This is a genomic window from Chimaeribacter californicus (assembly GCF_002858675.1).
Taxonomy (GTDB): domain Bacteria; phylum Pseudomonadota; class Gammaproteobacteria; order Enterobacterales; family Enterobacteriaceae; genus Chimaeribacter; species Chimaeribacter californicus.
This window is the reverse complement of record NZ_PJZF01000031.1, coordinates 1-24,607: the sequence shown is the minus strand read 5'-3', so window position 1 is coordinate 24,607 and position 24,607 is coordinate 1. Positions and strand designations below refer to the sequence as shown.

General features: G+C 61.1%; 24 protein-coding genes. 5 read left to right on the top strand and 19 right to left on the bottom strand.

The features are described 5' to 3' along the window. Positions 1-429: 429 nt before the first annotated feature. A complete protein-coding gene (locus tag CYR55_RS22025) occupies positions 430-1,332 on the bottom strand; it encodes a cation diffusion facilitator family transporter (protein ID WP_101818457.1) in 903 nt (300 codons plus the stop codon). 246 nt (positions 1,333-1,578) lie between these two features. Between CYR55_RS22025 and CYR55_RS22020 the strand changes: the two genes are divergently transcribed. Together CYR55_RS22020 and CYR55_RS22015 are read left to right on the top strand one after the other, a co-directional pair. Continuing rightward, positions 1,579-1,986, top strand: coding sequence for a CidA/LrgA family protein (locus CYR55_RS22020; protein ID WP_101818456.1), 408 nt, complete (start codon positions 1,579-1,581; stop codon positions 1,984-1,986). Further along, on the top strand, positions 1,983-2,678 hold the full coding sequence (locus CYR55_RS22015; protein WP_101818455.1) for a CidB/LrgB family autolysis modulator: 696 nt from the start codon (positions 1,983-1,985) through the stop codon (positions 2,676-2,678). Before CYR55_RS22020 ends, CYR55_RS22015 begins: the two co-directional genes overlap by 4 nt. Positions 2,679-2,809: 131 nt before the next feature. Here CYR55_RS22015 and flgL read toward each other — a convergent pair whose 3' ends face one another. The 11 genes from flgL to flgB form a co-directional block, all read right to left on the bottom strand. Then, positions 2,810-3,760 carry a flagellar hook-associated protein FlgL gene (flgL, locus tag CYR55_RS22010; protein WP_101818454.1) on the bottom strand — a complete coding sequence of 317 codons (951 nt, stop codon included), beginning with the start codon at positions 3,758-3,760 and terminating at the stop codon, positions 2,810-2,812. 18 nt (positions 3,761-3,778) lie between these two features. Further along, a complete protein-coding gene (flgK, locus tag CYR55_RS22005) occupies positions 3,779-5,431 on the bottom strand; it encodes a flagellar hook-associated protein FlgK (RefSeq protein WP_101818453.1) in 1,653 nt (550 codons plus the stop codon). 156 nt (positions 5,432-5,587) lie between these two features. Next, entirely contained in the window at positions 5,588-6,550 is a 963-nt protein-coding gene (flgJ, locus tag CYR55_RS22000; RefSeq protein WP_165699647.1) for a flagellar assembly peptidoglycan hydrolase FlgJ, read from the bottom strand. Beyond that, on the bottom strand, positions 6,550-7,656 hold the full coding sequence (locus CYR55_RS21995; RefSeq protein ID WP_101818452.1) for a flagellar basal body P-ring protein FlgI: 1,107 nt from the start codon (positions 7,654-7,656) through the stop codon (positions 6,550-6,552). Before CYR55_RS21995 ends, flgJ begins: the two co-directional genes overlap by 1 nt. Positions 7,657-7,770: 114 nt before the next feature. Next, the gene (locus CYR55_RS21990) at positions 7,771-8,469 is read right to left on the bottom strand and encodes a flagellar basal body L-ring protein FlgH (RefSeq protein ID WP_101818459.1); all 699 of its coding nucleotides are present in this window, start codon (positions 8,467-8,469) and stop codon (positions 7,771-7,773) included. A 61-nt stretch (positions 8,470-8,530) separates the two neighbouring features. Beyond that, positions 8,531-9,313 (bottom strand): flagellar basal-body rod protein FlgG, encoded by a 783-nt coding sequence (gene flgG / locus CYR55_RS21985; protein WP_101818451.1) that lies wholly within the window; start codon positions 9,311-9,313, stop codon positions 8,531-8,533. 22 nt (positions 9,314-9,335) lie between these two features. Next, positions 9,336-10,088: a flagellar basal body rod protein FlgF gene (locus CYR55_RS21980; protein WP_101818450.1), complete on the bottom strand. Its 753-nt coding sequence runs from the start codon at positions 10,086-10,088 to the stop codon at positions 9,336-9,338. An 18-nt stretch (positions 10,089-10,106) separates the two neighbouring features. After that, on the bottom strand, positions 10,107-11,345 hold the full coding sequence (gene flgE / locus CYR55_RS21975; protein ID WP_101818449.1) for a flagellar hook protein FlgE: 1,239 nt from the start codon (positions 11,343-11,345) through the stop codon (positions 10,107-10,109). A 71-nt stretch (positions 11,346-11,416) separates the two neighbouring features. After that, positions 11,417-12,112, bottom strand: a complete 696-nt coding sequence (flgD, locus tag CYR55_RS21970; protein WP_101818448.1) for a flagellar hook assembly protein FlgD — start codon at positions 12,110-12,112, stop codon at positions 11,417-11,419. An 11-nt stretch (positions 12,113-12,123) separates the two neighbouring features. Further along, positions 12,124-12,528, bottom strand: coding sequence for a flagellar basal body rod protein FlgC (gene flgC, locus CYR55_RS21965; protein ID WP_101818447.1), 405 nt, complete (start codon positions 12,526-12,528; stop codon positions 12,124-12,126). 5 nt (positions 12,529-12,533) lie between these two features. After that, positions 12,534-12,947 carry a flagellar basal body rod protein FlgB gene (gene flgB / locus CYR55_RS21960; RefSeq protein ID WP_101818446.1) on the bottom strand — a complete coding sequence of 138 codons (414 nt, stop codon included), beginning with the start codon at positions 12,945-12,947 and terminating at the stop codon, positions 12,534-12,536. Positions 12,948-13,142: 195 nt separating this feature from the next. Here flgB and flgA point away from each other — a divergent pair, with 195 nt between their 5' ends. From flgA to CYR55_RS21945, 3 genes are all read left to right on the top strand, one after another. Then, entirely contained in the window at positions 13,143-13,814 is a 672-nt protein-coding gene (gene flgA / locus CYR55_RS21955; RefSeq protein WP_241522204.1) for a flagellar basal body P-ring formation chaperone FlgA, read from the top strand. Between the two features lie 125 nt (positions 13,815-13,939). Continuing rightward, entirely contained in the window at positions 13,940-14,245 is a 306-nt protein-coding gene (gene flgM / locus CYR55_RS21950; RefSeq protein WP_101818444.1) for a flagellar biosynthesis anti-sigma factor FlgM, read from the top strand. A gap of 3 nt (positions 14,246-14,248) precedes the next feature. Continuing rightward, positions 14,249-14,686 (top strand): flagella synthesis protein FlgN, encoded by a 438-nt coding sequence (locus tag CYR55_RS21945; protein ID WP_101818443.1) that lies wholly within the window; start codon positions 14,249-14,251, stop codon positions 14,684-14,686. Between the two features lie 548 nt (positions 14,687-15,234). On the opposite strand, the gene CYR55_RS21940 is transcribed toward CYR55_RS21945, so the two are convergent. The 7 genes from CYR55_RS21940 to CYR55_RS21910 all read right to left on the bottom strand — a co-directional run bounded on the left by CYR55_RS21940 (position 15,235) and on the right by CYR55_RS21910 (position 23,950). After that, positions 15,235-15,834, bottom strand: coding sequence for a hypothetical protein (locus CYR55_RS21940; RefSeq protein WP_146001020.1), 600 nt, complete (start codon positions 15,832-15,834; stop codon positions 15,235-15,237). 916 nt (positions 15,835-16,750) lie between these two features. Beyond that, the gene (locus CYR55_RS21935) at positions 16,751-17,155 is read right to left on the bottom strand and encodes a flagellar protein FlhE (RefSeq protein WP_101818441.1); all 405 of its coding nucleotides are present in this window, start codon (positions 17,153-17,155) and stop codon (positions 16,751-16,753) included. Next, the gene (gene flhA, locus CYR55_RS21930) at positions 17,155-19,242 is read right to left on the bottom strand and encodes a flagellar biosynthesis protein FlhA (protein WP_101818440.1); all 2,088 of its coding nucleotides are present in this window, start codon (positions 19,240-19,242) and stop codon (positions 17,155-17,157) included. The genes CYR55_RS21935 and flhA overlap by 1 nt, the downstream gene beginning before the upstream one ends. Further along, the gene (flhB, locus tag CYR55_RS21925) at positions 19,235-20,383 is read right to left on the bottom strand and encodes a flagellar biosynthesis protein FlhB (RefSeq protein ID WP_101818439.1); all 1,149 of its coding nucleotides are present in this window, start codon (positions 20,381-20,383) and stop codon (positions 19,235-19,237) included. Before flhB ends, flhA begins: the two co-directional genes overlap by 8 nt. Before the next feature lie 222 nt (positions 20,384-20,605). Next, a complete protein-coding gene (locus CYR55_RS21920) occupies positions 20,606-21,241 on the bottom strand; it encodes a DUF2268 domain-containing putative Zn-dependent protease (RefSeq protein WP_101818438.1) in 636 nt (211 codons plus the stop codon). A 117-nt stretch (positions 21,242-21,358) separates the two neighbouring features. Next, the gene (gene malI, locus CYR55_RS21915; RefSeq protein WP_101818437.1) at positions 21,359-22,375 is read right to left on the bottom strand and encodes a Mal regulon transcriptional regulator MalI; all 1,017 of its coding nucleotides are present in this window, start codon (positions 22,373-22,375) and stop codon (positions 21,359-21,361) included. 75 nt (positions 22,376-22,450) lie between these two features. Then, positions 22,451-23,950 (bottom strand): PTS transporter subunit EIIC, encoded by a 1,500-nt coding sequence (locus CYR55_RS21910; protein ID WP_101818458.1) that lies wholly within the window; start codon positions 23,948-23,950, stop codon positions 22,451-22,453. Positions 23,951-24,607: the final 657 nt, after the last annotated feature.

The following is a 24,607-nucleotide window of genomic DNA, read 5'->3' as shown; positions in this document are numbered from 1 at the left end:
GAATGATGAAGAGGCAGAGCAGGATGTGAGACTTTATCTGACAGGTTATTACAACCGGATAAGACCTCATCGCAGTAACGATGGGCTGTCGCCCATCGAGAAAGAAAGGCAGAAAATAAAACCGCTGAACGTGTCCTAAATAACTGGACCACTACACTGTCCCGGCCCGATAAGCCCGAAGGACGCTGGAGGGAACCCGCGGGAGCGGGCAATAATTCTGCCGGTGCACCAAAAGTGCGCGGGTGCAGGGCGAGCGCACTGGCGCGCCCTGCTCGGTTGAGGCTCAGTAGGCCGGGTAGACAACGACACATGAACAACCGAAACATGCCACTTCAGCTATTTTTAGGCTCTGGAAGGCTCGGTAGACAACGACACATGAACCACCGAAACAAGCCACTATACCTGCGGCCGCCGCGCCAGGCCGCCCCCCTACTTAAGTAAATCATCCAATCTCTCATCCACTATCCCGGCAGGCTCCAGGTGTGCCGTCACATCCGCACGCGTGAACAGCCCCCGTACCGCCGCTTCGGCGGCGTCGCCGATGTCATGCCCGACGTCCACGGTCAGCGCGCCATCCACTTCAACATGAAACTCCACAAATACCCGGTCGCCGCCGTTGCGGGTGCGCAGGTCATGAATCCCCTGCACTCCGGGGCAGCTGAGCACGGCGGCGCGGATGCGTTTGCGGTCAGCGGCGTCCAGTTCCCGGTCCAGCAACTGTTTCAGGGCGTCGGCGGCCATGCCGCGGGCGTTCCATAACATGTAAAACGAAATCCCCAGCGCGCCCAGGGCATCAGCCCGCGACCAGCCAAACAGGTGATCAAGCAACAGCGCCACCAGCACCGCCACGTTCACCGCCACGTCGGTGATGTAGTGCGCCCGGTCAGCGGCAATCGCCGTTGAGCCGGTGCGCTTCACCACATAAGTCTGCATCAGTACCAGCCCGCCCGCGGCGCAGGTGCTGGCAATAATCACCCAGATCCCCAGCCCCAGTTGCGCCAGCGGCTGCGGGTTCAGCAACCGCCCGCCGGACTCGATCCCAAGCCCAACCCCGGCGGCCGTCAGCAGCAATGCCTGAATAAACGCCGCTACCGCCTCCGCTTTGCCGTGGCCGTAGCGGTGCCCCTTGTCAACAGGGCGCAGCGCATACCGTACCCCCACCAGCGTCACCAGTGAGGCGAGCACATCCACCAGCCCGTCCGCTGCCGAGGTCAGCAGCGCCATCGAGCCGGTGGCCAGCCAGGCCCATAACTTAATACTCACCAGAATCAACGCCACCAGCAGCGAGACCAGCGAGGCGGTACGCGCCAGCCCGGCAGGCGGCGGGGGCATAACAGGGGCAGAATGGGCGTCAGCAGGGCAATGATCAGGCATAGTCAAAACGGCATATTCACGTGTTAAAAAGACAATACCGGTATTGTGGCGGTGGCAGGGGGCGCTTGGCAACCCGGATGCGGTAATCCTGCGAGCCAACTTCCACTACGCTTAGGGCAGTTGCCATGGCTGACATCATGTGATCTATAGCCCAATTATGGATTTAATTGTATGATGAATACATCAGACCTTCAGGAACCCGTTATGCGCCACCTCCTCACGCTTTGCTGGCAATTCCTCCGCGCCTTTCTGGCGATCTACCTCTGCCTGTGGGCGGGTAACGCCCTAGCAGCCCTGCTGCCGCTGGCGATCCCCGGCAGTATCCTCGGCATGTTGATCCTGTTTTTCCTGCTGTCGTTGCAGATCCTGCCGGCCGCCTGGGTCAAGCCCGGCTGCCATCTGTTGATCCGCTACATGGCGCTGCTGTTTGTGCCGATTGGCGTCGGCGTAATGAACTATTACGACCAGATCCGCGCCCAGTTCGGCCCGCTGGTGGTCTCCTGCATGGTGAGCACGCTGATTGTGATGGTGGTGGTGGCCTGCTCCTCGCACTATGTGCACCGCGAGCGGCCGCTGGTCGGCACGGATGATGCCGCTGAGGAGGAGAAATGATGGGTGAAATCTGGTGGTCACTGCCGCTCACGGTGGGTGTCTTTTTTGCTGCACGCAAGCTGGCTACCCGGCTGAGGATGCCGTTGCTTAACCCGTTGCTGGTGTCGATGGCGGTGATCATCCCGCTGCTGCTGCTGACCCACACCCCTTACGCGCGCTATTTTGCCGGCAGCAAAATCCTGAATGATCTGCTGCAACCGGCGGTGGTGGCGCTCGCCTTCCCGCTCTATGAGCAACTGCACCAGATCCGCGCCCGCTGGAAATCGATCATCACTATCTGCTTTATCGGCAGTGTCACCGCGATGTGTACCGGCACCGCGATTGCGCTGTGGATGGGGGCCTCGCCGCAGGTGGCGGCGTCTATCCTGCCGAAATCGGTGACCACGCCGATTGCCATGGCGGTGTCGCAGTCGATTGGCGGCATCCCGGCGATCAGCGCCGTGTGCGTGATTTTTGTCGGGGTGCTCGGTGCGGTGCTGGGCCATAGCCTGCTGAACCTGCTGAAGATCCGCACCAAGGCGTCACGCGGGCTGGCGATGGGCACGGCGTCCCATGCGCTGGGTACGGCGCGGGCGGCCGAACTGGATTATCAGGAAGGGGCGTTCAGTTCACTGGCGTTGGTGTTGTGCGGCATCATCACGTCGCTGATTGCGCCGTTCCTGTTCCCGCTGCTGCTGGTGATATTTGGCTGAAAAGTGGGCGGAGAGGAAGAAAAAGAGGCATGCCGCCGCAACCTTAGACAGAACGGCGGCACACCCAAACAGGCACTGCGTTACACAGGCCTGAAAAAAAACTGCCCGCGCCCGGCGGACAGAGAGAAAAACTACTGGTTAAGCTGGAACAGGGACATCCCCTGCATATCACTGAACGTCTTATACGCCGCCTGTAACGCCACCTGCTGCATGCTGTAGCTGGAGATGGCCGCGTTCCAGTCGGTGTCCTGCAAATTACTCAGCTGGGTGCTGTTGGTCAGGCTGCGCTGGTCACCGATGCTGTCGAGCGTGTCCAGCTCGTTCATCTGGGTGCCGAGTTCAGAACGTACCGACAACACATTGTTCAGCGAGTTGCTCAGGCCGCGGTTGGTTTTATCCAGTGCGGTGTTCAGGTCTTCGCTGCTGATGCTGCTGTCATTCAGCGCCGTGAGCGCGAAATCCAGGGTGGCGAACACATCACTTTCCGGCGTGCTGCCGTCCGGCTCCGGCTTGGCGTTGCTGGTCACGGACAAGAACACCTGCGAACCGGTGTGGCTCACGGTCATGGTGCGGTTGGCATCCACTTTCTGCTCAATCGCCTGTGAGCCGCCGTGGTAGAGCACGGTGCCGTCACCTGCGCTGACGAACGGCGCTTTGTCGCTGGCGTAGCCCGCGAAAATATAGCGTCCGTTGCCGTCGCTGGTGTTGGCCAGGTTAAGCAGCTGATCTTTCAGCCCCTGCAACTGGGTCGCCAGCGAGGCGCGGTCGTCGTCACTCAGCGTACCGTTACCGGCGTTCACCACCACGCTCTGCGCGCTCTGGATGGTGCTGGTGACGTTGCCGAGGATCGACTCCTCAAGGCTCATGTTGTTATTGGCGAAATCACGGGCCAGCGCGTACTGCTTGTTCTGCGACTCGGCCTGGTTCACCTGGATCGCCTGCGAGGCGGCCATCGGGTCATCAGACGGCTTATTCACGCGCAGGCCGGTGGAGAGCTGGGTACCGCTCGCCTGCCACTTGCTCTGGCTGTTGGAGATGCCGTCCATATTTTGCTGGTAAAGCATACTGGTACTTACACGCATGGTGCCGTTCCTTATCTGTTAGCCGCGCAGGTCCATCAGCGCATTGAAAATGGTGCCGGCAGTCTGGATGACCTGCGCGTTAGCCAGGTAGTACTGCTGGTAACGTTGCAGATCGCCATACTCTTCATCCAGGTTCACGCCGGAGATGGACTGTTGCTGGGCAGTCAGTTGGGTGACGATGTTGCCCTGGGTGGTATTGTTCAGTTCCGCGGTGCTGGTCTGGTTGCCGACGTCACTCACCAGGCTGGCGTAGGCACCGGACAGGGTGGTCTTGCCCTGCACCACTTTGCTGGTCTGCAAATCCAGCAGCTTTTGCGCGTTGCGGTTGTCGCTCACGCCGCTGGTGGATTCAGAGGCCGCGGCAATTTTGCTGGAGTCGGTGATCGCCACCTCAAAACTGCCCGCCGCGTTGCTCACGGTTTTCAGCGTGAAGCTGTCACCCGTGGCCGGGGTACCGCTGACGCTCACCGAGACGCCGTCAAAGCTCAGGCTCGGGTTGCCGTCGCTGTCAGTGCCGCTGGTGGCGCTGATGGCGGCGCCGTCAGAGACGCGGGTCACGCTCCAGCTGCTGCCGCTGTATTTCAGTGTATAGTCGCTGGCCTGCACCTTGGTGGTGTCGGTGTAGACCGCCGTCATGTCTGCGGTGCCGCTGTTTTTCACGTTGCCGAGGGTGGTCGGGCCGGTGAAGCTGAAGAACGCCCCGCCTGCGTCGCCTTCGAGGTCATACCCGGCTTCGTGGATCTGGTTGAACTGGTCGGCCATGGTCACGGCCAGCTGGCCCAGCTGGTTACGCGCCGGGTCAAGAGAGTCACTGCGGAAGGTCAGCAGGCCGCCGAGCGTCCCGGTGGTGAGCTGGCTCTCCGGCACTTCATTGGTGCCGTTGCCGCGGTTGTAACCGATGGTCAGGCGGCTTGGGTCGCTGCTGGAGGGTACCGCCTCCAGGCTGTAGGCGTTGCTGCCCTGCACCAGCATCAGGCCGCCGGCCACCGAGATGTTCATGGTGTCGCCGTCCTGCTGGGTGACGCTGACGCCCACCACATCATTCAGCTCGCTCACCAGCTGGTCACGCTGGTCAAGCAAGGCATTCGGCTCGCTGCCGGCTGCGCCGCGTGCGCGGGAGATCTGGCTGTTCAGCGTGGCGATCTGTTTGGCGTAGTTATTCACCAGATCGACGTTGTCGCTTATCTGCTGGTTAACGCCGCTCTCCATGTCTTTCAGGTATTTGTCGGTGCTCTGGAACTGGTTCGCCAGCCCCTGGGCACTGCCGAGCACTGTCTGGCGTGCCGCGTCATCACCCGGGTTGCTGACCATGCTTTGCAGGTTGCTGAAAAAGGTCTGCATGGTGGTGGAGAGGCTGTTGGTGCTGTCAGACAGCAGGTCATCAATCTGCGACACCTGGTTGTAATAGGAGGTGAGCGCGCTGTTGGTGGTCGAGGCCGAACGCAACTGGTTGACGATGAACTGGTTATATTCGCGGTTAACGCCGTTGGTCACCACGCCGTTGCCGATGTAGCCCTGCGCGGTGTTGGTGCCGGTGTTCTGCGAAATGACCGCCGTCTGGCGGTTATAGCCGGCGGTGGTCACGTTACTGATGTTGTTACTGGCAGTGCTGAGGGCCGCCTGTGCCGCGTTCAGCCCGCTCATCGCCGTGTTAATTAAATTATTGGACATGTCGGTTCCTTGTTGCCGGCGGCCTCGTCTGTACCGGTCGCATGATAAACGGTGCCGGGAAAGGGTCTCCTGCCCGGCCTGTCTGGGTTATCGGCAATTAATGAAAAAACTTGAGTTAAAAGGCACAACGGCCATGATTTCTCACGGCCGTTGCGGTTAAAACAGGGAACCCAGATCGTGGGTGTAGGCTTTCACCGCCTGCGCACCCGCCCCCTTGATCTGCTGGATCACACTCACCAGTTTGCTGGCGTAGTTCGGGTCGGTGGCGTAGCCCGCTTTTTGCAGGGCGTGGGCCGCCTGCTCCGGCGTGTCGGCCGCGGCCACGGCGGCGTAACGCGGGTTTTTGCTCAGCAGCCGCACGTAGTCGCTGATCGCCTCAACGTAGGAGCCGTAGACGCGGAAAGTCGCCTTGATCTTCTTCGCCGCGCCGTTCTCATACTCAGTGGTGGTGATGTCGGTGGTCGGGCCATCCCAGTTGCTGCCGGCCTTGACGCCGAACAGGTTGTAGCTCGGCGTACCGTCTTTGGTCGGGATCTCGCGCTGACCCCAGCCGGACTCCAGCGCCGCCTGCGCCATGATCAGCTGGTGCGGAATGCCGCTCTCCTGGCTGGCCATCTGCGCGGGCAGGCTGAGGCGTGACACGAACTCGCCGCTGTCGCCGGAGAGTTTCGGCGCAACCACCACCGGCGTGGCGCTCGGTGCCGGCATTTTCGGCACCGATTTGCGCAGCATCTGTTCCAGCGCCTGCACCGGCAGGGTGTTGAGCACCTCTTTGTCGAGCGCCATCGGCACCGTGCCGGCGGCTTCGCTGGGCGCACCGTTGCTGCCGCCGAGCTGTTTCACCATCATGTCCGCCATGCCCAGCCCTTTTTTCGACATCTCCTGGGCGACCTGCTGGTCATACATTGAGGTGTAGAGTTTGGTCTGGTCATTGCTGAGCAGGCCGCCTTCCGGCAGGGCCGAGCGCATGCTTTTCAGCATCATGGTGACAAACACCCCCTCGAACTGCTGCGCCACCTGTTTCAGGTGCGCTTTCGGGTCTTTGCCGACATCCCGTTTCAGGTCATTCAGCGCCTGCGCGTCATACGCGGCGCCGGAGAGGCTGTTCAGTTCGCTCATCAGATAATTTCCAGATCGGCGCGCAGGCAACCGGCGGTTTTCATCGCCTGCAGAATCGACATCAGGTCGATCGGCGTGGCACCCAGTGCGTTCAGGGTACGCACCACGTTGTTCAGGCTCGGGCTGGACTGCACCTGTTGCAGCGATCCGCCCTGCTGGCGTACCGAGATCTGGGTGTTTGGCGTCACCACGGTCTGGCCGCCGCCCAGCGGGGTATCCGGCTGGCTGACCTGGTTTTGCTGATCCACCACCACAGACAGGTTGCCCTGCGCCACGGCGCAGCTGTCGAGGGTGACATCGCGGTTCATCACTACCGAGCCGGTGCGGGAGTTGATGATCACTTTCGCGTCACGCGGGCCGAGGTTGACGTTGATGTTCTGGATCTGCGCAAGCGATCGCACCTGTGCGCTGCTGCCCTGCGGCACCAGTACCTGAATGGTGCGGCCGTCGAGGGCGGTGGCGCTGCCCGCACCCTGGCGGTTGATGGCGTCGGCCACTGCCTGCGCGGTGGCGAAGTCATCTTCGTTCAGTTGCAGGTTCAGGGTGCCGCCGCTGCCGAAGGTGGTCGGCAGTTCACGCTCAATGGTCGCGCCGTTGGTGATGCGGCCACCGGCCAGCTGGTTCACCTGCACGCTGCTGCCGCCCGCCGAGGCACCGGCGCCGCCTACCAGCACGTTACCCTGCGCCAGCGCGTACACCTGGTTGTCCACGCCTTTGAGCGGGGTCATCAGCAGGGTGCCGCCGCGCAGGCTTTTGGCGTTACCCAGCGAGGAGACCACCACATCAATGCCCTGCCCGGCGCGGGAGAACGGCGGCAGCTTGGCGGTAACCATCACCGCGGCCACGTTTTTCAGCTGCATATTGGTGCCGGCCGGTACCGTGATGCCCAGTTGCGAAAGCATGTTGTTCAAACTTTGGGTGGTAAACGGCGTCTGCATGGTCTGGTCGCCGGAGCCGTCCAGCCCCACTACCAGCCCGTAACCGATCAGGGCGTTGTCGCGCACACCCTGCACGGTCGTCAGGTCGCGGATCCGTTCCGCGTTGGCCGGGCCGGCACACAGCATGGCCGCAGCCAACAGTAAACCCATCACTCGTTGTTTTCGCATCTGAAACCTCATTTGCCCGCCAGGGCGCTCTCTTTTACCCCTGCGGGGCGTAAACCTGCTTTTGCCCCGAAGGGCGTAACATCTGCATCTGCCCCGGGGGGCCGGCCGGTCGCCTTAAAGCGGTGACAGGTTAAGGAAGAACCGCTGCATCCAGCCCATGTTCTGTGCTTCGTTGATATAGCCGTTGCCCACGTATTCGATGCGGGCGTCCGCCACCTGGGTGGAGACCACGGCGTTCTGGCCGCTGATGGTGCGTGGGTTAACCACGCCCGAGAAGCGGATGAACTCCGTGCCCTGGTTGATGGCGATCTGTTTCTCACCCACCACGTGCAGGTTGCCGTTCACCAGCACCTGATCCACGGTAACGGTGAGCGTGCCGCTGAAGGTGTTGTTGGCATTCGCCCCCCCCTTGCCGCTGAAGGTGTTGTCGCCGGAGGTGTCCACCGCCGCACGGGCATTACCGAACAACCCTTCCAGGTAGCGCGGCACCGTGTCGAACCCGAAGGAAGTGGAGGCGCTGCGGCTGGCATTGGCGGAGGAGCTTTTGCTGGCGCTGACGTTCTCCTGCAACACAATGGTCAGGGTGTCGCCGACGTTGCGCGGCCGGCGATCCTCGAACAGCGGCTGGTAGCCGTAGTTCATCGGCTGCACCGCCTGGAAGATGGAGCCGTTCGGCGCAGGCGCGCTGACCGGCGCCGGGGATGCCGTGGTCGCGCCCTGGACCAGATTGTCGTGCGGGATATAAGCACAGCCGGTCAGGGCCAGCGCCAGCAGTGCCGGCAACACGGCGGCCGGCGGATGTTTCAGTTTCACCACGGTATCGAACCTTCGTTTGAGTGAGTGTCAGTCTGCCGGGCCTGCGCCCGGCGCCCTGTCAGAGCTGCGTCAGTTTCTGCAGCATCTGGTCAGAGGTGGAGACCGCCTTGCTGTTGATTTCATAAGCGCGCTGGGTCTGGATCATGTTCACCAGCTCCTCGGCCACGTTGACGTTGGAGGTCTCGACATAGCCCTGATAGAGCAGGCCCGCGCCGTTCAGGCCGGGGGTGCTCTCGGTGGGTGCGCCGGAACTCTGCGTCTCCTGGTAGAGGTTTTCCCCCACGCTTTCCAGGCCGCTGTCGTTAATAAAGGTGCTCAGGGTCAGCTGGCCGACCTGCTGGGCGGCGGTCTGCCCCTGCTGGGTCACGCTGACGATGCCGTCACGGCCGACGGTGATCGACAGGGCGTTGGCCGGGATGGTGATCGCCGGTTGCACCTGGAAACCGCTGGCGGTCACCAGCTGGCCGTTCTGGTCAACCTGGAACGAGCCGTCACGGGTATAGGCCAGGGTGCCGTCCGGCATCTGTACCTGGAAGAAGCCCTGCCCTTTGATGGCGATGTCTTTGCTGTTGTCGGTCTGCGACAGGTTGCCCTGGCTGTGCAGGCGCTCGGTCGCCACCGGGCGCACACCGGTACCAATCTGCAAACCGGACGGCAGCGTGGTCTGGTCGGAAGAGAGGGCCCCCGGCTGACGCATGGTCTGGTACATCAGATCCTCAAACACCGCACGCTGGCGTTTAAAGCCGTTGGTGCTGACGTTCGCCAGGTTGTTGGCGATCACGTCCATGTTGGTCTGCTGGGCATCAAGCCCGGTTTTGGCAATATAAAGTGAAGAGATCATAAAAAGTCCTTAGTGCCCGGCATCAGCTCAGGGAAAGCAGCGAGTTGGCCTGCTGTTCGTTTTCATTCACGCTGGAGATGACTTTCATCTGCATCTCGAAGCGGCGGGCGTTGGCGATCATGTCTACCATGGTCTCCACCGGTTTCACGTTGCTGCCTTCCAGCACGCCCGGCATCACCCGAACCTGCGGGTCAGCCGCCAGCGCGCCGCCGGCCTGCGGGCCGTTGGCCGCGGTATGGAACAGGCCGTCGTCGCCGCGCTCCAGCTCACCGGCCTGCGCCTTCACCAGCTTCAGCTTGCCGATCTGCGCCGTGGTATTCGGTGCGTCACCGGCATTCAGTACGGTGATGGTGCCGTCGGCCGCGATGGTCACCTGGGCGGCAGGCGGGATTTCAATCGGGCCGCCGTCGCCCATCACCGGCAACCCACCGGCGGTCAGCTGGCTGTTGGCGTTGATCTGCAGGTCACCGTTGCGGGTATACGCCTCGGAACCGTCCGGCAGACGCACCGCCAGGTAACCATCCTGTTGCAGGGCCACATCCAGCGGGCGGCCGGTGGTGGTCAGCGGCCCCTGGGTGTCGTCGGTGCCCGGGGTGGAAGCGGCCACCAGCGTACGGGTTTGCAGGGTGTCGCCGTCGAGCGGTACCGCGCGGAACGCGTTGAGCTGCGCCCGGAAACCGGTTGTTGAGGCGTTCGCCATGTTGTTGGCCGTGACCGCCTGCATGTTGAGCGTCTGGCTGGCCGCGCCCATCGCGGTATAGATTGCGTGATCCATCGTCTATCCGTCAGCGCGTTAGCGCAGGTTAACCAGGGTGTTCAGGATCTGGTCCTGAGTTTTAATGGTCTGGGCGTTGGACTGGTAGTTACGCTGTGCCACGATCATGTTGACCAGTTCTTTGCTCAGATCCACGTTGGAGGCTTCCAGTGCGCCGCTGGTCAGCGAGCCGAAGCCGCTGCCGCCGGCCACGCCGGTGATCGCCTGGCCGGAGGACTGGGTCGCCTGCCAGACGTTGTTACCGGCAGATTCCAGGCCTTCGGTGTTGGCGAAGTTACTCATCACGATCTGGCCGAGCAGCTGGGTTTGCTGGTTGGAGTAAACCCCGGTGATGGTGCCGTCATCGTTGATCTGGTAGCCGGTCATGTCGCCTGCGGAGTAGCCGTCCTGAGACAGGGTGCCGATGCTGTCAGTGCCGGTGTTCTGTTGCAGGCTGCCTACCATGCTGAGCTGCACGGTCTGCGCGTCTGCCCCGTTCAGCGCGCCCATTGGCAGCGTGAAGGTAGAGCCGGTGGCCGTGGCGTTGCCGTTGGCATCCACGGTGCTGACCAGCGCGCCGCTGGTGGAGAAGTTCATGGTGCCGAGCTTGTTGGCGGTGGCACCGCTGACGCTGCCGTCCACGGAGTAAGCATCCCAGGTGTTGTTCGCGGTTTTCGCGAAGTAGACGTTCATGTCATGGGAGTTGCCCAGCGTGTCATAGGTGGTGATGGTGTTGACGTAGCTGTAGCTGGTGGCGTCGTTGGCATTGAACGGCGTGGTGGTGACCACGTCATGGCCGGAGTTCAGGTTGGCGACCATGGAACCGGTGCTGGTAGCCTTGGCGGAAAGCATGGTGTTCGGGATGCTCAGCGCCACCGGTTGTGCGCCCTGCGCGATGGTCGGCGGGGTACCGGTTGCCGGGTAGCCGGTCAGGCTCAGGCCCTGCATGTTCACCAGGTTGCGGTTTTCATCCAGCGTGAACTGGCCGTTACGGGAGTAGAACACGCCGCCGCTGCTGTCCGTCAGGCGGAAGAAGCCGTTGCCGCTGATCGCCACGTCCAGCCCACGGTTGGTGGTGGAGGTGGTGCCGTCGGTGAAGTCCTGCGTGACGCTGGCGACTTTTACGCCCATCCCGGTTTTGGAACCGGCGAACATGTCGGCAAAGGAGATCGACGCCGATTTAAAGCCGGAGGTCGCGGAGTTGGCGATGTTGTTGCCGATGACGTCCAGATTGCTTGAGGCGGCGTTAAGGCCGCTGACTGCCTGAGAAAAACTCATTATTTCGCTCCGTAAAGCTGTGCTGTGTGGGGTGCCGCGCCAAAAGCGGCGAAGTTAAGTGATGCGCCGGGTCAGAGGATCTGGCGCACATCGCTCAGTGTCGTGGTGCCGGAAATGCCGAGGTCAAGCACCGCCCCACTGCTGTCATTGGTAATGCCGTTGACCAGCGCATATTTCAGCGGCTGTACCACCATCTGCTCGCCGTTGCTGCTGGCGTTGAAGCTGATGGAGTAGGAGCCGTCCGGTGCGTTGGTGCCGTCTGCCTGCAGGCCGTCCCAGCTATAGCTGTGGACACCTGCCGTCTGTGCGCCGAGATCCAGCGTGCGGACGACTTTGCCGCTGCTGTCTGTCACGGTCGCCGTCACGCTGCCGGCCGCGCGCTCCAGCTCCAGGCCGAACGGCGTGGTGCTGACGGTGCCGTCAGCCGCGGTGCCGGCCAGGATGCTGTTACCGGCGATCATCACACCGTGGCCAATCATGGCGGTGGACTGCACCGACTGGTTGCTGTTGATCTGCCCGGAGATCGACCCCAGCGTGGTGTTCAGCTTCTCAATGCCGCTCACGGTATTGATCTGTGCTAACTGGGTGGTCAGCTCGCTGTTTTCCATCGGGTTGGTCGGGTCCTGGTTTTTCAGCTGGGTCACCAGCAGGGTCAGGAAGTTGTTCTGCAGATCCGCGCTGGTGCTGGCGGAGGTGCTGCTGCTTTTGCTGGTGGTACCGACAACGGTATTGTCGGTGCTGCCGTTAACGGACGATAAAACAGACATGGCGGCTCCTGTTATTGGCCGAGGGTCAGGGTTTTCATCATCAGGGACTTGGTGGTGTTGAGCACCTCCACGTTGGCCTGATAACTGCGTGACGCGGAAATGGTGTTGACCATTTCGTTAACCGGGTCGACATTCGGCATGCGCACATAGCCCTTGTCGTCCGCCAGCGGGTTGCCGGGCTGGTAGACCAGCTTGTCCGGTGCGCTGGAATCCACGACCTGTGCCACACGCACGCCGCCGGTCTCCTGCCCCGGGGCAGCCTGCACCTGGAACACCACCTCTTTGGCGCGGTACGGCTGGCCGTCCGGGCCGGTGACGCTGTCAGCGTTGGCCAGGTTACTGGCGCTGACGTTCATCCGTTGGGACTGGGCGGCCAGCGCGGAGCCGGAAATATCAAAAATACTGAGCATTGACATGCGGGTTATCCTTGTTGCAGCACAGACATCATGCTTTTAATCTGGCCGCCGAGCACGGTCAGGTCGGTCTGGTACTTCAGGCTGTTGTCAGCAAAGTTGGTACGTTCCCGATCCATGTCGACGGTGTTACCATCGAGGGCCGGTTGGTCCGGTACCCGGAACAACAGATCAAGATCGGCCGGTTGGCTTGCCTGCGCTTCAATGTGACGGGCTGACGTCACACTCAGGGCCATGCCGCTGCCGTTCACCCGCCCCTGCTCCATCACTTTATTAAGCTGGCTGGCGAAATCGATATCCCGGGCCTGGTAGCCTGGGGTGTCTGCGTTGGCAATGTTCGCGGCCAGAACTTCCTGGCGTTGGGCGCGTAAATTGAGCGCCTCTTGTTGAAAGCGCAACGCTGCATCCAGTTTGTCGAGCATGCGTCCTCCGCAAATGAGATTTTGGAGCCGACAGCATAGTCGGGGGCGTGGCTACCCTATCGTGGGAATAAGCACACATTCGGCCGCTATTTTTCTGCTTTAACGCAACCAAAACCGCGTAAGATAATTCCGAATTATGCCCGCCCCCCTGTTTTTCCCAGGTGGCGGCGACCTGGTCTGAATGAGGAGATTGCCGTGCGCTTCCCTACCCTGACGCCGCTGCTGGGGCTGTGTGCCCTGCTGTGGCTGCCTGTTACCGGCGCTGCGGCGGCCTCCCTGGATGCGCAGATTGCGGACTTTTTCCAGCGGCAATATGCCCAGAGCGGTATGCAGGTGAAAACGCGGGTGGTGACCCCGGCAGCACAGTGGCCGGCGTGCCCGGCCCCGCAACTGGCGCTGCCGAACAACGGGCGCAGCTGGGGCATGATTTCGCTGTCCGTGCGCTGCGGGGATGCCCGCCGCTTTGTGCAGACGGAGGTGCAGGTGATTGGCCGCTACTGGGTCGCGGCCCGGGCCATCCCACGCGGGGCGGTGCTTTCCGCCACGGATCTGCAACAGAAAGAGGGGCGGCTGGACACCCTGCCGCCGCGCACCCTGCAGGATGATCAGCAGGTGCAGGGGGCGGTGGCGCTGCGCGCCATTAACATCGGCCAGCCGCTGACGCTGAGCATGATCCGCCGCGCCTGGCAGGTGCAGGCCGGCCAGGAGGTGCAGGTGGTGGCGGGCGGTAACGGCTTTAACGTCTCCAGCGCCGGCAAGGCGATGAACAATGCGGCCATTGCGGATAATGTGCGGGTCAGGATGGCGTCCGGCCAGGTGGTCAGCGGGACGGTAGCGGCCGATGGCACAGTACACCTGACGTTGTAGCCGCCGCTTTCGGAAAAAAGCATACTGATAGCCTAAAGTTTTCTCTGACCGGGACGATAATCCTGGTACAGAGAGTTTTTTATGCGGGTGAGAGGACGTCATTCCCGCCAGAATGGGAGATTTATATGAGCATTGATCGTACTCAGCCGCTGTCCGGCATCAGCCAGGTTCAGGCGCGCGACCCTAATGAAAGCGGCGTGCAATCCGCCAAAGCAAAAGCCAGCACCGCGACCGGCGCGGCCGAGGTGAAAGGCACCCAGGTCAGCCTGAGCGGCGCACAAGCCCGCCTTTCCAGCAACAGCGCGCAGGATGTGAACATGCAGCGTGTTGAGCAGCTGAAAGAAGCTATCCGTAACGGTGAACTGAAAATGGACACCGGCAAAATTGCCGACGCACTGTTGCAGGACACCCAGGACTACCTGAAGGGGTAAACCATGCACGACCTGCCCAAGACGCTGAACAGCCTGCTCGAAACCTTGCAGGCACTGCAACCGGTGATGGAGGCCGAACAGGCCCAGCTCTGCGCCGGCCAGGTGAATGGCGTGGCACTGCAACGCCTTACCGAGCAGAAAAGTTCACTGCTGACCACGCTGAGCTACCTCGACAGCTGCCGCAAGCAGCACGAGGCACCGCTGCGCCTGCGCGCGCCTTACCGCAATGTGCCGGCGCTGTTTGCGCTGTGGCAGCGGATTATGGCCTGCACTGACGCGCTGAACCAGCGTAACCAGCACAACGGTATGTTGCTGGAGCAGCAGGTGGCACGCAATCACCAGGCGATGTCGGTGCTGCGCGCCAACCACGGCCAGACGTTGTACGGGCCGAATGGCCAGTCACACAGCCGCGGCGTGAGTATGCGGAAGATTTCTATTTAGCGTTTGTTGGGCGGGGCGGGTGCAGCCCTGTAGGAAGAAGGGCCTGCCATTTTTGAAATGGCGGGCTTTTTGTGTTTGGGGTTTTGGTTTAGTTTGTTTTTTGTGTGCGGTGGAAGGTTTCGGTTGCTCATGTGTATTTGTCTACCCGGGTTTCCGAGCCTCAACCGAGCAGGGCGCGCCAGTGCGCTCGCCCTGCACCCGCGCACTTTCGGTGGTTTGGCTGAATCATTGGCCGCTCTCGCGGCTTCCCTCATTTCGCCTCCGGGCTAATCGGGCCGCCGCAGACACGCTCCCGGCGTGGCTGCGACTCTCGCGGACGTCCTGTCCGCTCGCCCGGCCCTGCGTCTCCATTCGGCAATGATTTTTACGCCCCCACCACCTCTGCAAGTTATTGAGTATGTAAAGAAATAGTAGATGGGGATTTTTTAGATGGTTAGTGTACTCACCCGGATCTGCGGCTCCGTTCGGCAATGGTTTTTACGCCCCACCACTTCTGCAAATCCTTAGCTAGGTCAGGAAATAGTAGGGGCGATTCTTTTGAGCGTAGGCTAGTTCGTGGTGACCTGGCTGAACATCACACTGACGGCGTGGTCATGCTCAAACCGATAGGAGACGCTGTTTAGCGTGGTGAACTGCCCCGCCTCGCGGCTGTGGAAAATTGTGGCGCAGCTTGAGCCGGGCTTTATGGCTGTCTGGAAATGATGATTAATGGCGGTGAGATCCGCGCCGGGTGCGGGGAGAGTCACGCCGGTGATATGCAGCGGTTTGACCGGCTGCCCGCAAAGGTTGTGGTTAGCGAGTGGTGTGATCCCCAGCGATGAGACCCGGCCATGTTGCATGGGTAAATAAGAGATAAACCAATAGGCCCGGTTCTCGTGTTTATCCTGATAACAGACCCAGCGACTCTCGCCGTTATCCTGAAGGGTGCCGCCAAACAGGCGCTGAATATCGTCAAGCGTCGTCTCTTCAAATTCCACCCGGCTACCGCCTGCGGTAAAGACGCCGGGCACCGGCTCCCCGGTCTCCAGCTGACCATTTTCCCCCGCACACTCCGCTTCAAACCAGGCGTTAGCGCCGGTTAACATTGCCCCTTGCGTAAAACTGCACCATAACGCAGCCAATCCAACAAATTTGAGTCTCTGTTTCATTATCTGTCTCCATTCCCGATCACCTCTGCCCCAGTTATCTTTGCGCACAACAAGATAGCATCGATATCTCCTTGCTGCGCCCCTCCAACATTACGGGCACTTTCGCCAGCTATTTTGAAAGCAAAATGTCCGGCTGCAAAAGGTTATCCACACAAAAATAAAGGCCATATCACAAATGACAATGTTTGCCCGTCAGCAGATAAAACAGGACGCCAGAGACGCAAATCATTGCCGAGTGGAGACGAAGGGCCGGGCGAGCACACCGATCACCTAAAAATCACCCCCTACTCTTTCCTTACATACTCAAGAACTTGCAGTTTGGTGGGGGCGTAAAAATCATTGGCGAATGGAGACGAAGGGCCGGGTGAGCGGGCAGGGATGCTTAAGCATTCCTCCCCTACTCTTTCCTTACATAGCTAAGGATTTGCAGAAGCGGTGGGGGCATTAAATTATTGCCGACGAGGACGCAGGGCCGGGTGAGCGGGCAGGACGCCCGCGAGAGGGACAGCCACGCTGGGAGCGTGTCTGTCCCGGCCCGATAAGCCCGGAGGACGCTGGAGGGAACCCGCTACGCGGGCAATAATTCTGCCGAAGCACCCAGGGCGCGGGGATGCAAGGGGCGAGCGCCTACGCGCCCCTTGCGCGGTGGCGGCAGCGGGGTTGCAGAAAAAAGCCGGGCGTATGCCAACGCAACATACCTCGATCAAAAAGAAACCGCCCGTTACTCCATTCATCGTCGTACCGCGTACTCTATTTCACGGGTGCAGGGCGAGCGCACTGGCGCGCCCTGCTCGGTTGAGGCTTAGGTGCTCAAGTAGACAATTACACATAAACAACCGAAATATGCCACCGCCCATAAACAACCGAAACCTTCCACCACCTTAAAAAAGAAAAAGGGCGCTTCCGCGCCCCCCTCTCACCGATAGTTAACCCGTATCTCCTGCCCCACCACCCGCAATGGCGGGTTCAACACCCCCTTGCCCGCGACGCTGAAAATCATCCGCAGCGGCTGGTTGGCGACTTCGCCGCCCAGCCCATGGGTGGTGCCGCTCTGGCCGTTTATCTCCGTGCAGCGTTGCAGCGTGCAGAGCTGCACCCGCAGGCCGTCCGGGGTCGGGCCGAGCAGGCGGTAACGCCAGTTCACGGTGGCGATCAGCGCCTGCCCCACCGGCGCGCTGGGCGGGGGGGAAAGCGCCGGGGTGCTGAGCGCCTGGTTGCGCAGCGGCAGCGTAATCCCCCGGCTGTCGGCACTCCAGGTGCCGGAAGCAAACCCGCCGGCCGGTAACAGCATCAGCAAGGTGGTCATCAACAGGGCGCGCATTACTGGCCCCCGATGGTCGCAGTCATGCGGATCTGGCGGTTATCGCTCAGCTCCAGATTAGAGAGCACCACCATGTTCGGCAGCGTGCGGCGCAGGAAGCGCGCCAGCAGCGGACGCAGTGCGGCGTTCACCAGCAGCACCGGCGGTGCGCCCAGCATCTCCTGGCGGTGCAATGCCTGCCGTGCCTGGTCCAGCAGACGATCTGCCAGGCCCGGCTCCAGCCCGCCGCCGCCCTGCAACGCCTGCAACAGCAGCCGCTCAAGCGGGGTGTCCAGCCCGATAATCTGAATCTCACCCGACCCCGGATACCATTGCTGGGTAATCGCGCGGCCCAGTGCCACACGCACCACGGTGGTCAGCTCTTGTGCATCCGGCTGTGACGGCGCATGTTCCGCCAGCGTCTCCAGAATGGTGCGCATGTCACGGATTGACACGCGCTCCGCCAGCAGGTTCTGCAACACTTTATGCAGCGTGGTAAGGGACACCACGCCTGGGATCAGATCCTCCGTCAGCTTCGGCATATCCTGCGTTACGCGGTCCAGCAACTGTTGCGCTTCCTGGCGGCCAAACAGCTCATTGGCGTACTGGCTGATAATATGGTTCAGGTGGGTCGCCACCACGGTACTCGCCTCCACCACGGTAAAGCCCTGAATCTGTGCCTGCTCACGCAGTGCCGGTTCAATCCACACCGCCGCCAGCCCAAAGGCCGGGTCTTGCGTCACGTCGCCCGGCAGGCTGCCGGCCGCATTGCCGGGGTTAATCGCCAGCCAACGGCCCGGATGCGCCTCGCCGCGCCCCACTTCCACCCCTTTCATCAGGATGCGGTAGCTGGCCGGGGCCAGTTCGAGGTTGTCGCGGATATGTACCACCGGCGGCAGGTAGCCCATCTCCTGGGCGAATTTTTTACGGATGCTGCGGATACGCCCCAGCAACTCGCCATCCTGCTGGAAATCCACCATCGGGATCAGGCGGTAACCCACTTCCATGCCCAGCGGGTCTTCCAGCTGAACATCAGACCAGCTTGCTTCCACGGTCTGCGGGCTTTCCGGCATCGCGGCAGCCGCTGCACTGTTGGCCGCTGCGGCCGCTTTCTGCGGCTGGCCGCGTCGCCACCAGGCCAGCCCCAACAGGGCGGCGGTGAACAGCAGGAACACCAGGTTCGGCATCCCCGGCACCAGGCCGAGCAGGCCGAGTACCCCGGCGCTCAGCACCATGACCCGGGTGTTGGAGAACAGTTGGGTCACCATCTGCTCGCCGACATCCTGATCGGTGCCGACGCGGGTCACAATCACACCCGCTGCGGTGGAGATCACCAGCGCCGGGATCTGGGCGACCAGCCCATCACCGATGGTCAGCAGGGTGTAGGTCTCGGCCGCATGGCCCAGCTCCATGCCGTGCTGCACCACACCCACCAGCAACCCACCGATGACGTTGATCGCCATGATCATCAGCCCGGCCACCGCATCGCCGCGCACAAACTTACTGGCACCGTCCATCGAACCGTAGAAGTCCGCCTCCTGCGTCACCTCCAGGCGGCGGCGTTTCGCGTCATCTTCGCCAATCACCCCGGCGTTGAGGTCGGCGTCGATGGCCATCTGTTTGCCCGGCATCCCGTCCAGCACGAAGCGAGCGCCCACTTCGGCGATACGCCCCGCCCCTTTCGTGATGACCATGAAGTTAATCACCACCAGGATAATGAACACCACGATACCGATGGCGAAGTTGCCGCCCACCAGGAAGTGGCCGAATGCCTCTACCACCTGCCCGGCCGCGCCTGCGCCGGTGTGGCCGTCCATCAGGATCACACGGGTTGAGGCGACGTTAAGCGACAGGCGCAGCAACGTGGAGAACAGCAGCACCGTCGGGAAGGCGGCGAACTCCAGCGTCCGCTGGGTGAACATCGCCACCAGCAGCACCATAATCGACAACGCGATGTTGAAGGTGAACAACAGATCAAGGATGAACGGCGGCAGCGGCAGCACCATCATCGACAGGATCAGCAGGATCAGAACCGGCCCTGCCAGAGCCTGCCACTGTGAGTCTTTCATGTTTGCGGGCAACCGCAGGATTGAGGCCAGATTAGCCATTCGACGTGCTCTCTTTTGCAAAATCCAGTGCGTCCGGCACCGGCAGATGTTCAGGTTTTTTCGGGATCAGGCCGCCCTGGGTGCGCCAGCGTTTCAGCTGGTAGACCCAGGCCAGCACTTCCGCCACCGCCGCATAGAGCGTGGCGGGGATCTGCTGACCAATTTCGCTGTGACGGTAGAGCGCACGCGCCAGCGGCGGAGCCTCCAGCATCGGGATACGGTGGGTGTTGCCCAGCTCACGGATTTTGAGGGCAATATCACCGGCGCCTTTTGCCAGCACTTTCGGCGCGCTCATCTTGTCGTTGTACTGCAATGCCACCGCGTAGTGCGTCGGGTTGGTGACAATCACATCCGCTTTCGGCACATCGGCCATCATGCGGCGGCGGGCTATCGCCCGCTGCTGCTGACGGATCCGCGCTTTGATCTGCGGGTTACCGTCGTTCTCCTTGAACTCATCACGGATCTCCTGTTTCGTCATGCGCAGTTTTTTGAGGTTGCTCCAGATTTGCCAGAACACGTCAAACCCCACCATCGGCAGCAGCCCGAGCAGCACCAGCATCGCGCAGCCCACCACCATGCCGAGCGCCTCACCCAGTGCGGGCAGCGTCGGCTGGGCCATCAGCCGCAGCATGGCGGGCCAGCTCTGCATCAGGTAGAGCCAGGTGACAAAGCCCACCAGTACCGATTTCAAAATCGCCTTCAGCAGTTCGGCCCCGACCTGGCTGGAGAAGAGCCGCCCCAGCCCGCTAATCGGGTTCAGGCGGCCAAAATTAGGTTTCAGGGATTCGGTGCTGAACAGCAGCCCGCCCAGCAGCATGGGGGCCGCCAGCGCCATCAGCACCAGCCCGCCAAAAATCGGCAACATCGCCCAGAACGCCCCGGTCAGCAGGGTGCCGATCTGGCGCAGGATCTGTTTGTCATCGCTGACCACGCTGTGGTTAAAGTTCAGCCCTGAAGAGAGCATGGCGGCCATTTTATGGGCCATCGGCTCCCCGGCCATCCACAACAGGGCCATCCCGGCACCCAGCATCAGGATGGAGGTCAGTTCCCGCGAGCGCGGGATCTGGCCCTTTTCCCGGGCTTTCTCAAGCCTGTGGGGTGTGGGGTCTTCGGTTTTTTCGAGATCGCTCTCTTCAGCCAAGGCGGCCTTCCTCATCAGGATGACGGCAGAATAATCTGAGGCGTAGCATGACAAATTTCAGTCAGGGTAATGGGGGGAACAAGAGGGAGAAATGGGGGTTATTTGCGTTATGGGGAGGGAGGCGGCCTCTGCGTTATGGAGTGGAGGAAGGATTCACCTCACCCGTTGCCTTTACCCGCTGAGGCAATGATGCCTGATGGGCCTTAGCCCGTCGGTGCTCACTTAAATAAATGCCCTGAAGGCCTCCGCCTCTGTCGCCGCAAGCGTTGAGGCCCGCTGATGCGGCGCGGCGGCAAGGTAGGCAGAAACCAGGTTGAACCCTGCGGTATATCCCAGCCATCGTGGTAAAGCATGGGTGCCGAAAAACCATGCATTGTGATCGTAATCTGTGCGATGCCAGTTTTCACTGAGTTGCCGCAGATGAGGTTGGAGCAGGTCTGAACGGAGGCGCTCCCACGGCTCAGGCTGCCCTCCAAAAAGCTCAAGCGCAAAATGCCCGGCCAGCCCTTCAGACACCATCACCTCGCCCAGGGTAACGCCGTACCCCGGCCCGGCCCACCTTGCCGCATGGTGCAGTTCATGAGCAAACATCCGCTCAAGCGCGCGATCTTCATTTTTACAAAAGGCAGGATGTTCAGGATTAACAGTGATATACACCAGGCCAGGCTCCGGGCAATATCCCAGATGCCCTTTTTCCGGGATGACATAAGCACCCGTTTTTACCACCACATCGACAGAGGGTAGCGGCATCATTTTTTTAGCGAGTTCGTAGGTCTGCGTCAGGCAGGCAGGAAGCCATTCACCGTAAGGTGTCAGTTTCCCGTGCGCATTCAAAAGATGAAGAGTCATTTGCGGCATTGTACTGTGGCCTGAAGCGTTAATAACATAACAACATGTTAACAGATTTGGGTTCTATGGGGCGCCGCATTCCACCCGGTCAGCACAACCCCGCATCCTTAACGTTCCAGGCAGGCATCAGGCCGATTCCCGGATAACCAAATGGCCGGAAAGGGTGATCTGTTGCGGGGGGAGATCCGGGTCGCTGAGTTTGCGCAGGATTAAGGCCGCGGCCTGGCGGCCCGCTTCGTCGCTGGCGGAGGAGACGTAGGTGAAAGAGGGTGAAGTGAGGTTGACGTGCAGCATGTCCTCAAACCCCAGCAGCGCGACTTGTTGGGTCAGGAAGACATCCTTGCCCAGCGTGCGCCCGACCTGATGGATGCCGGCAATCCCGCCAATCACCGCATTCGGGGAGTGGCAGAGCAGCGCCGTGATGCTGTTGCTTTTCTCCAGCATCCGGCGCGTCGCCAGACTCGCCGCCTGCGTGCTCTCAGCACACGCGGGCGCGAACTCCTCCCGGAATACCAGGCCGTACTGCGCCAGTGCGCCCCGGTAACCCAGCAGCCGCTGCTGCCGGATGCGATCCTCCGCCATACCGCCCAGATAGGCGATCTGCCGGTGACCGCGCTCAATCAGGTAACGCGTCGCCAGCCCGGCCGCCTGCCGGTTGTCCCGCATGACCAGATCGCCCGCATCGTCCGGCGCTGACTGCGACACCACCACCCGCGGCAGCGGGCAGCGGCGGATCTGCTCCGGCAACAACGCGGCGGAGGCACCGGCGGCCAGATAAATCACCCCCGCCACCCCCTGCTGCGCAAACGACAACAGGCAGCGGTCCAGCGCCTCCCCCTCATCCTGCGGCTGCCCCAGAAACACCATATACCGCTGCGCCTCCAGCGCCTGCACGATACTCTCCATCACCCGTACGGTAAAACTGTCGCTGAAATCGCGCACAATCAGGCCAATCAGGTTCGAGGTATTGGCGCGCAGGTTTGCCGCCGCCACGTTATGCACATAGCCTAACGCGTCAATCGCCGCCTGTACCCGCGCAATGGTCTCCGGAGAGATCTTCCCTTTCCGGCGTAACACCAGTGACACAGTGGACACCGACACCCCCGCCTCCCTGGCGACATCAACGATGCTGACCCTTTTCACATCCCCTCCCTGAACGCGCGCCATAATTCCCACAGAATAAAGCCTCCGGCGGGGATAACGCAGCGATATTTGCGCTTATTTGCCCAAGGCCGCCGTCATCCGCTGGGCGATGAATTGTGCCCGCGCGCCGAAAATCACCTGGATGCCGCGGTCACCGACAAACACCACACCGCGTGCGCCCAGGCTGTTCAGCCCCTCTTTATCGACCTGCCCGCCCTGCGTCACTTCCAGGCGCAGGCGGGTGATGCAGGCCCCTACCGAGTCGATGTTACCGGCCCCGCCCAGCAGGCCGATAATGTCGTTCGCCAGCTCATCATCCGTTTTATCGGCGGCGTCAGCGGTGACGTCTGCCCGCCCCGGTGTTTTGACGTCAAACCGGCGGATCACGAAGCGGAAGGTAACGTAGTAGATCAGGGCCATCGGCACGCCGATGATAATGGCGTTGAGGAAGTTGGTCTGGTAGCCGTTAAACGACGGCAGAATCCCAAAGGAGATGTAGTCAATCAGCCCGGCAGAGAAGGATTTGGCGATATGCGCATGCAGCAGGTACATGCCCATGTATGCCAGCCCGGCCATGATGGCGTTGAAGACGTAAAGCACCGGCGCGACGAAGATAAAGGTGAACTCCACCGGTTCGGTAATGCCGGTGAGGAAGCAGGTGAGCGCCGCCGAGAAGAGGATGCCGGCAGCAATTTTCTTATTTTTGCTGTGCGCTTCGTGGTACATCGCCAGGCAGGCGGCCGGCAGCGCAAAGAGCATCAGCGGGAATTCGCCCTGCATGAATTTACCGGCGTTCTGGTAGCTGTCGCTGCTGAAGGATTTGACGCCCTCTTCCAGCATTTTGAACCAGATGGTCTGGTCACCGTGGATCACCTGCCCGGCCTGGGTGGTGTAGCTGCCGAACGAGTACCAGAAGGAGGGGTACCAGATGTGGTGCAGCCCGAGGGGGATCAGCGCGCGTTCGACCAGCCCGAAAATGAAAGTAGAGGCCGCCTGATTATTGCCGTTGACCACCACCGAGAGCGCATCGATGCCGGACTGGATGTACTGCCAGATGTAGGGCAGCAGCAGGCCGAGCAGGAAGGAGAGGACGGCGGTAGCGATGGCGACGAAGCGTTTGCCGGAGAAGAAACCGAGGAATTCCGGCAGCTGGATGGTATGGAAGCGGTTGTAGCACCAGGCGGCGAGGATACCGCAGATAAGCCCACCAAAGACGCCCATCTGCAGGGTCGGGATGCCGACCACCATGGCATATTTGCCGCCCTGCGCCGCCATTTCCGGGGTGATGGAGAGCACTGTGCCGATGGTGATGTTGGTGATAAACACCGACACCGCGGCCGAGAGCGCCGCGATGCCCGATTCCGACGCCAGCCCCACCGCCGACCCGATAGCAAACAGCAGCGGCAGGTTATCGAAGATCACCCCGCCGGCATTCATCATCAGCGGCAAGTGGAGCTTATCCCCGAACGCCAGCAACAGCCCGGCAGCGGGCAACAGTGAGATAGGCAGCATCAACGCCCGGCCGATCATTGAAAGCTTAGACAGCGACTTCACGAACCCTGAGAGCAGACTCATCATTATTCCCCCGCAACACACCCAAACCCTGCGCCAACCGCGCGCTGTTATTGTAAGTAGAACGTTCTAGTAAAACGTTCTACTAATGTGAGATAAGCGCTGAGGCAGCGCAACAGAAATCACGCCCACAGCCATAGGGAATTCTGATTGTTTGAACTCCATCAACAATCGCCACTTATGCCCCGGCCTGACCGGCTTCAGCAGCGCGGCCTTCTTCTGATGTTTTAAGAGATACCCAGGCGTTTTGCAGCCTGAGGGCGGTATAAAAACGTTGGCGAATGAAGCCGCAAGGCCGGGTAAGCGCGCAGGACGCCCAAAAACTCTTACCTACTATTTCCTTACAGAGTTAAGGATTTGCAGTCTGGTGGGGGCGTAAAAATCATTGCCGAGTGGAGACGAAGGGCCGGGTAAGCGGGCGGAATACAGAAAGAATCGCCCCTACTCTTTCCTTACATAGCCAAGCATTTGCAGTCTGGTGGGGGCGTAAAAATCATTGCCGAGAGGAGACGAAGGGCCGGGCGAACGGGCAGGGATGCCCGTGAGAGTCGCAGCCACGCCGGGAGCGTGTCTGTGTAGTGGCTTAATAGATTTAGACACGCTCAGAGGTTATAACTGACATAACTAATGAGGTGATTATATGAGCGGCCGGACATTTAC

Bases quoted from the DNA above. Each gene is read 5' to 3' on its own strand.
- CYR55_RS21935 (WP_101818441.1), bottom strand. From the start codon at position 17,155: ATGCGCGCCCTGTTGATGACCACCTTGCTGATGCTGTTACCGGCCGGC.
- CYR55_RS21920 (WP_101818438.1), bottom strand. From the start codon at position 21,241: ATGCCGCAAATGACTCTTCATCTTTTGAATGCGCACGGGAAACTGACA.
- CYR55_RS22015 (WP_101818455.1), top strand. From the start codon at position 1,983: ATGATGGGTGAAATCTGGTGGTCACTGCCGCTCACGGTGGGTGTCTTT.
- flgD (WP_101818448.1), bottom strand. From the start codon at position 12,112: ATGTCTGTTTTATCGTCCGTTAACGGCAGCACCGACAATACCGTTGTC.
- CYR55_RS21945 (WP_101818443.1), top strand. From the start codon at position 14,249: ATGCACGACCTGCCCAAGACGCTGAACAGCCTGCTCGAAACCTTGCAG.
- CYR55_RS21910 (WP_101818458.1), bottom strand. From the start codon at position 23,950: ATGAGTCTGCTCTCAGGGTTCGTGAAGTCGCTGTCTAAGCTTTCAATG.
- flgK (WP_101818453.1), bottom strand. From the start codon at position 5,431: ATGTCCAATAATTTAATTAACACGGCGATGAGCGGGCTGAACGCGGCA.
- flgJ (WP_165699647.1), bottom strand. From the start codon at position 6,550: ATGAGCGAACTGAACAGCCTCTCCGGCGCCGCGTATGACGCGCAGGCG.
- flgB (WP_101818446.1), bottom strand. From the start codon at position 12,947: ATGCTCGACAAACTGGATGCAGCGTTGCGCTTTCAACAAGAGGCGCTC.
- CYR55_RS21980 (WP_101818450.1), bottom strand. From the start codon at position 10,088: ATGGATCACGCAATCTATACCGCGATGGGCGCGGCCAGCCAGACGCTC.
- flhA (WP_101818440.1), bottom strand. From the start codon at position 19,242: ATGGCTAATCTGGCCTCAATCCTGCGGTTGCCCGCAAACATGAAAGAC.
- CYR55_RS21940 (WP_146001020.1), bottom strand. From the start codon at position 15,834: ATGAAACAGAGACTCAAATTTGTTGGATTGGCTGCGTTATGGTGCAGT.
- flgE (WP_101818449.1), bottom strand. From the start codon at position 11,345: ATGAGTTTTTCTCAGGCAGTCAGCGGCCTTAACGCCGCCTCAAGCAAT.
- flgG (WP_101818451.1), bottom strand. From the start codon at position 9,313: ATGATCTCTTCACTTTATATTGCCAAAACCGGGCTTGATGCCCAGCAG.
- flgC (WP_101818447.1), bottom strand. From the start codon at position 12,528: ATGTCAATGCTCAGTATTTTTGATATTTCCGGCTCCGCGCTGGCCGCC.
- CYR55_RS22020 (WP_101818456.1), top strand. From the start codon at position 1,579: ATGCGCCACCTCCTCACGCTTTGCTGGCAATTCCTCCGCGCCTTTCTG.
- flgM (WP_101818444.1), top strand. From the start codon at position 13,940: ATGAGCATTGATCGTACTCAGCCGCTGTCCGGCATCAGCCAGGTTCAG.
- flgL (WP_101818454.1), bottom strand. From the start codon at position 3,760: ATGCGTGTAAGTACCAGTATGCTTTACCAGCAAAATATGGACGGCATC.
- CYR55_RS22025 (WP_101818457.1), bottom strand. From the start codon at position 1,332: ATGCCCCCGCCGCCTGCCGGGCTGGCGCGTACCGCCTCGCTGGTCTCG.
- CYR55_RS21995 (WP_101818452.1), bottom strand. From the start codon at position 7,656: ATGCGAAAACAACGAGTGATGGGTTTACTGTTGGCTGCGGCCATGCTG.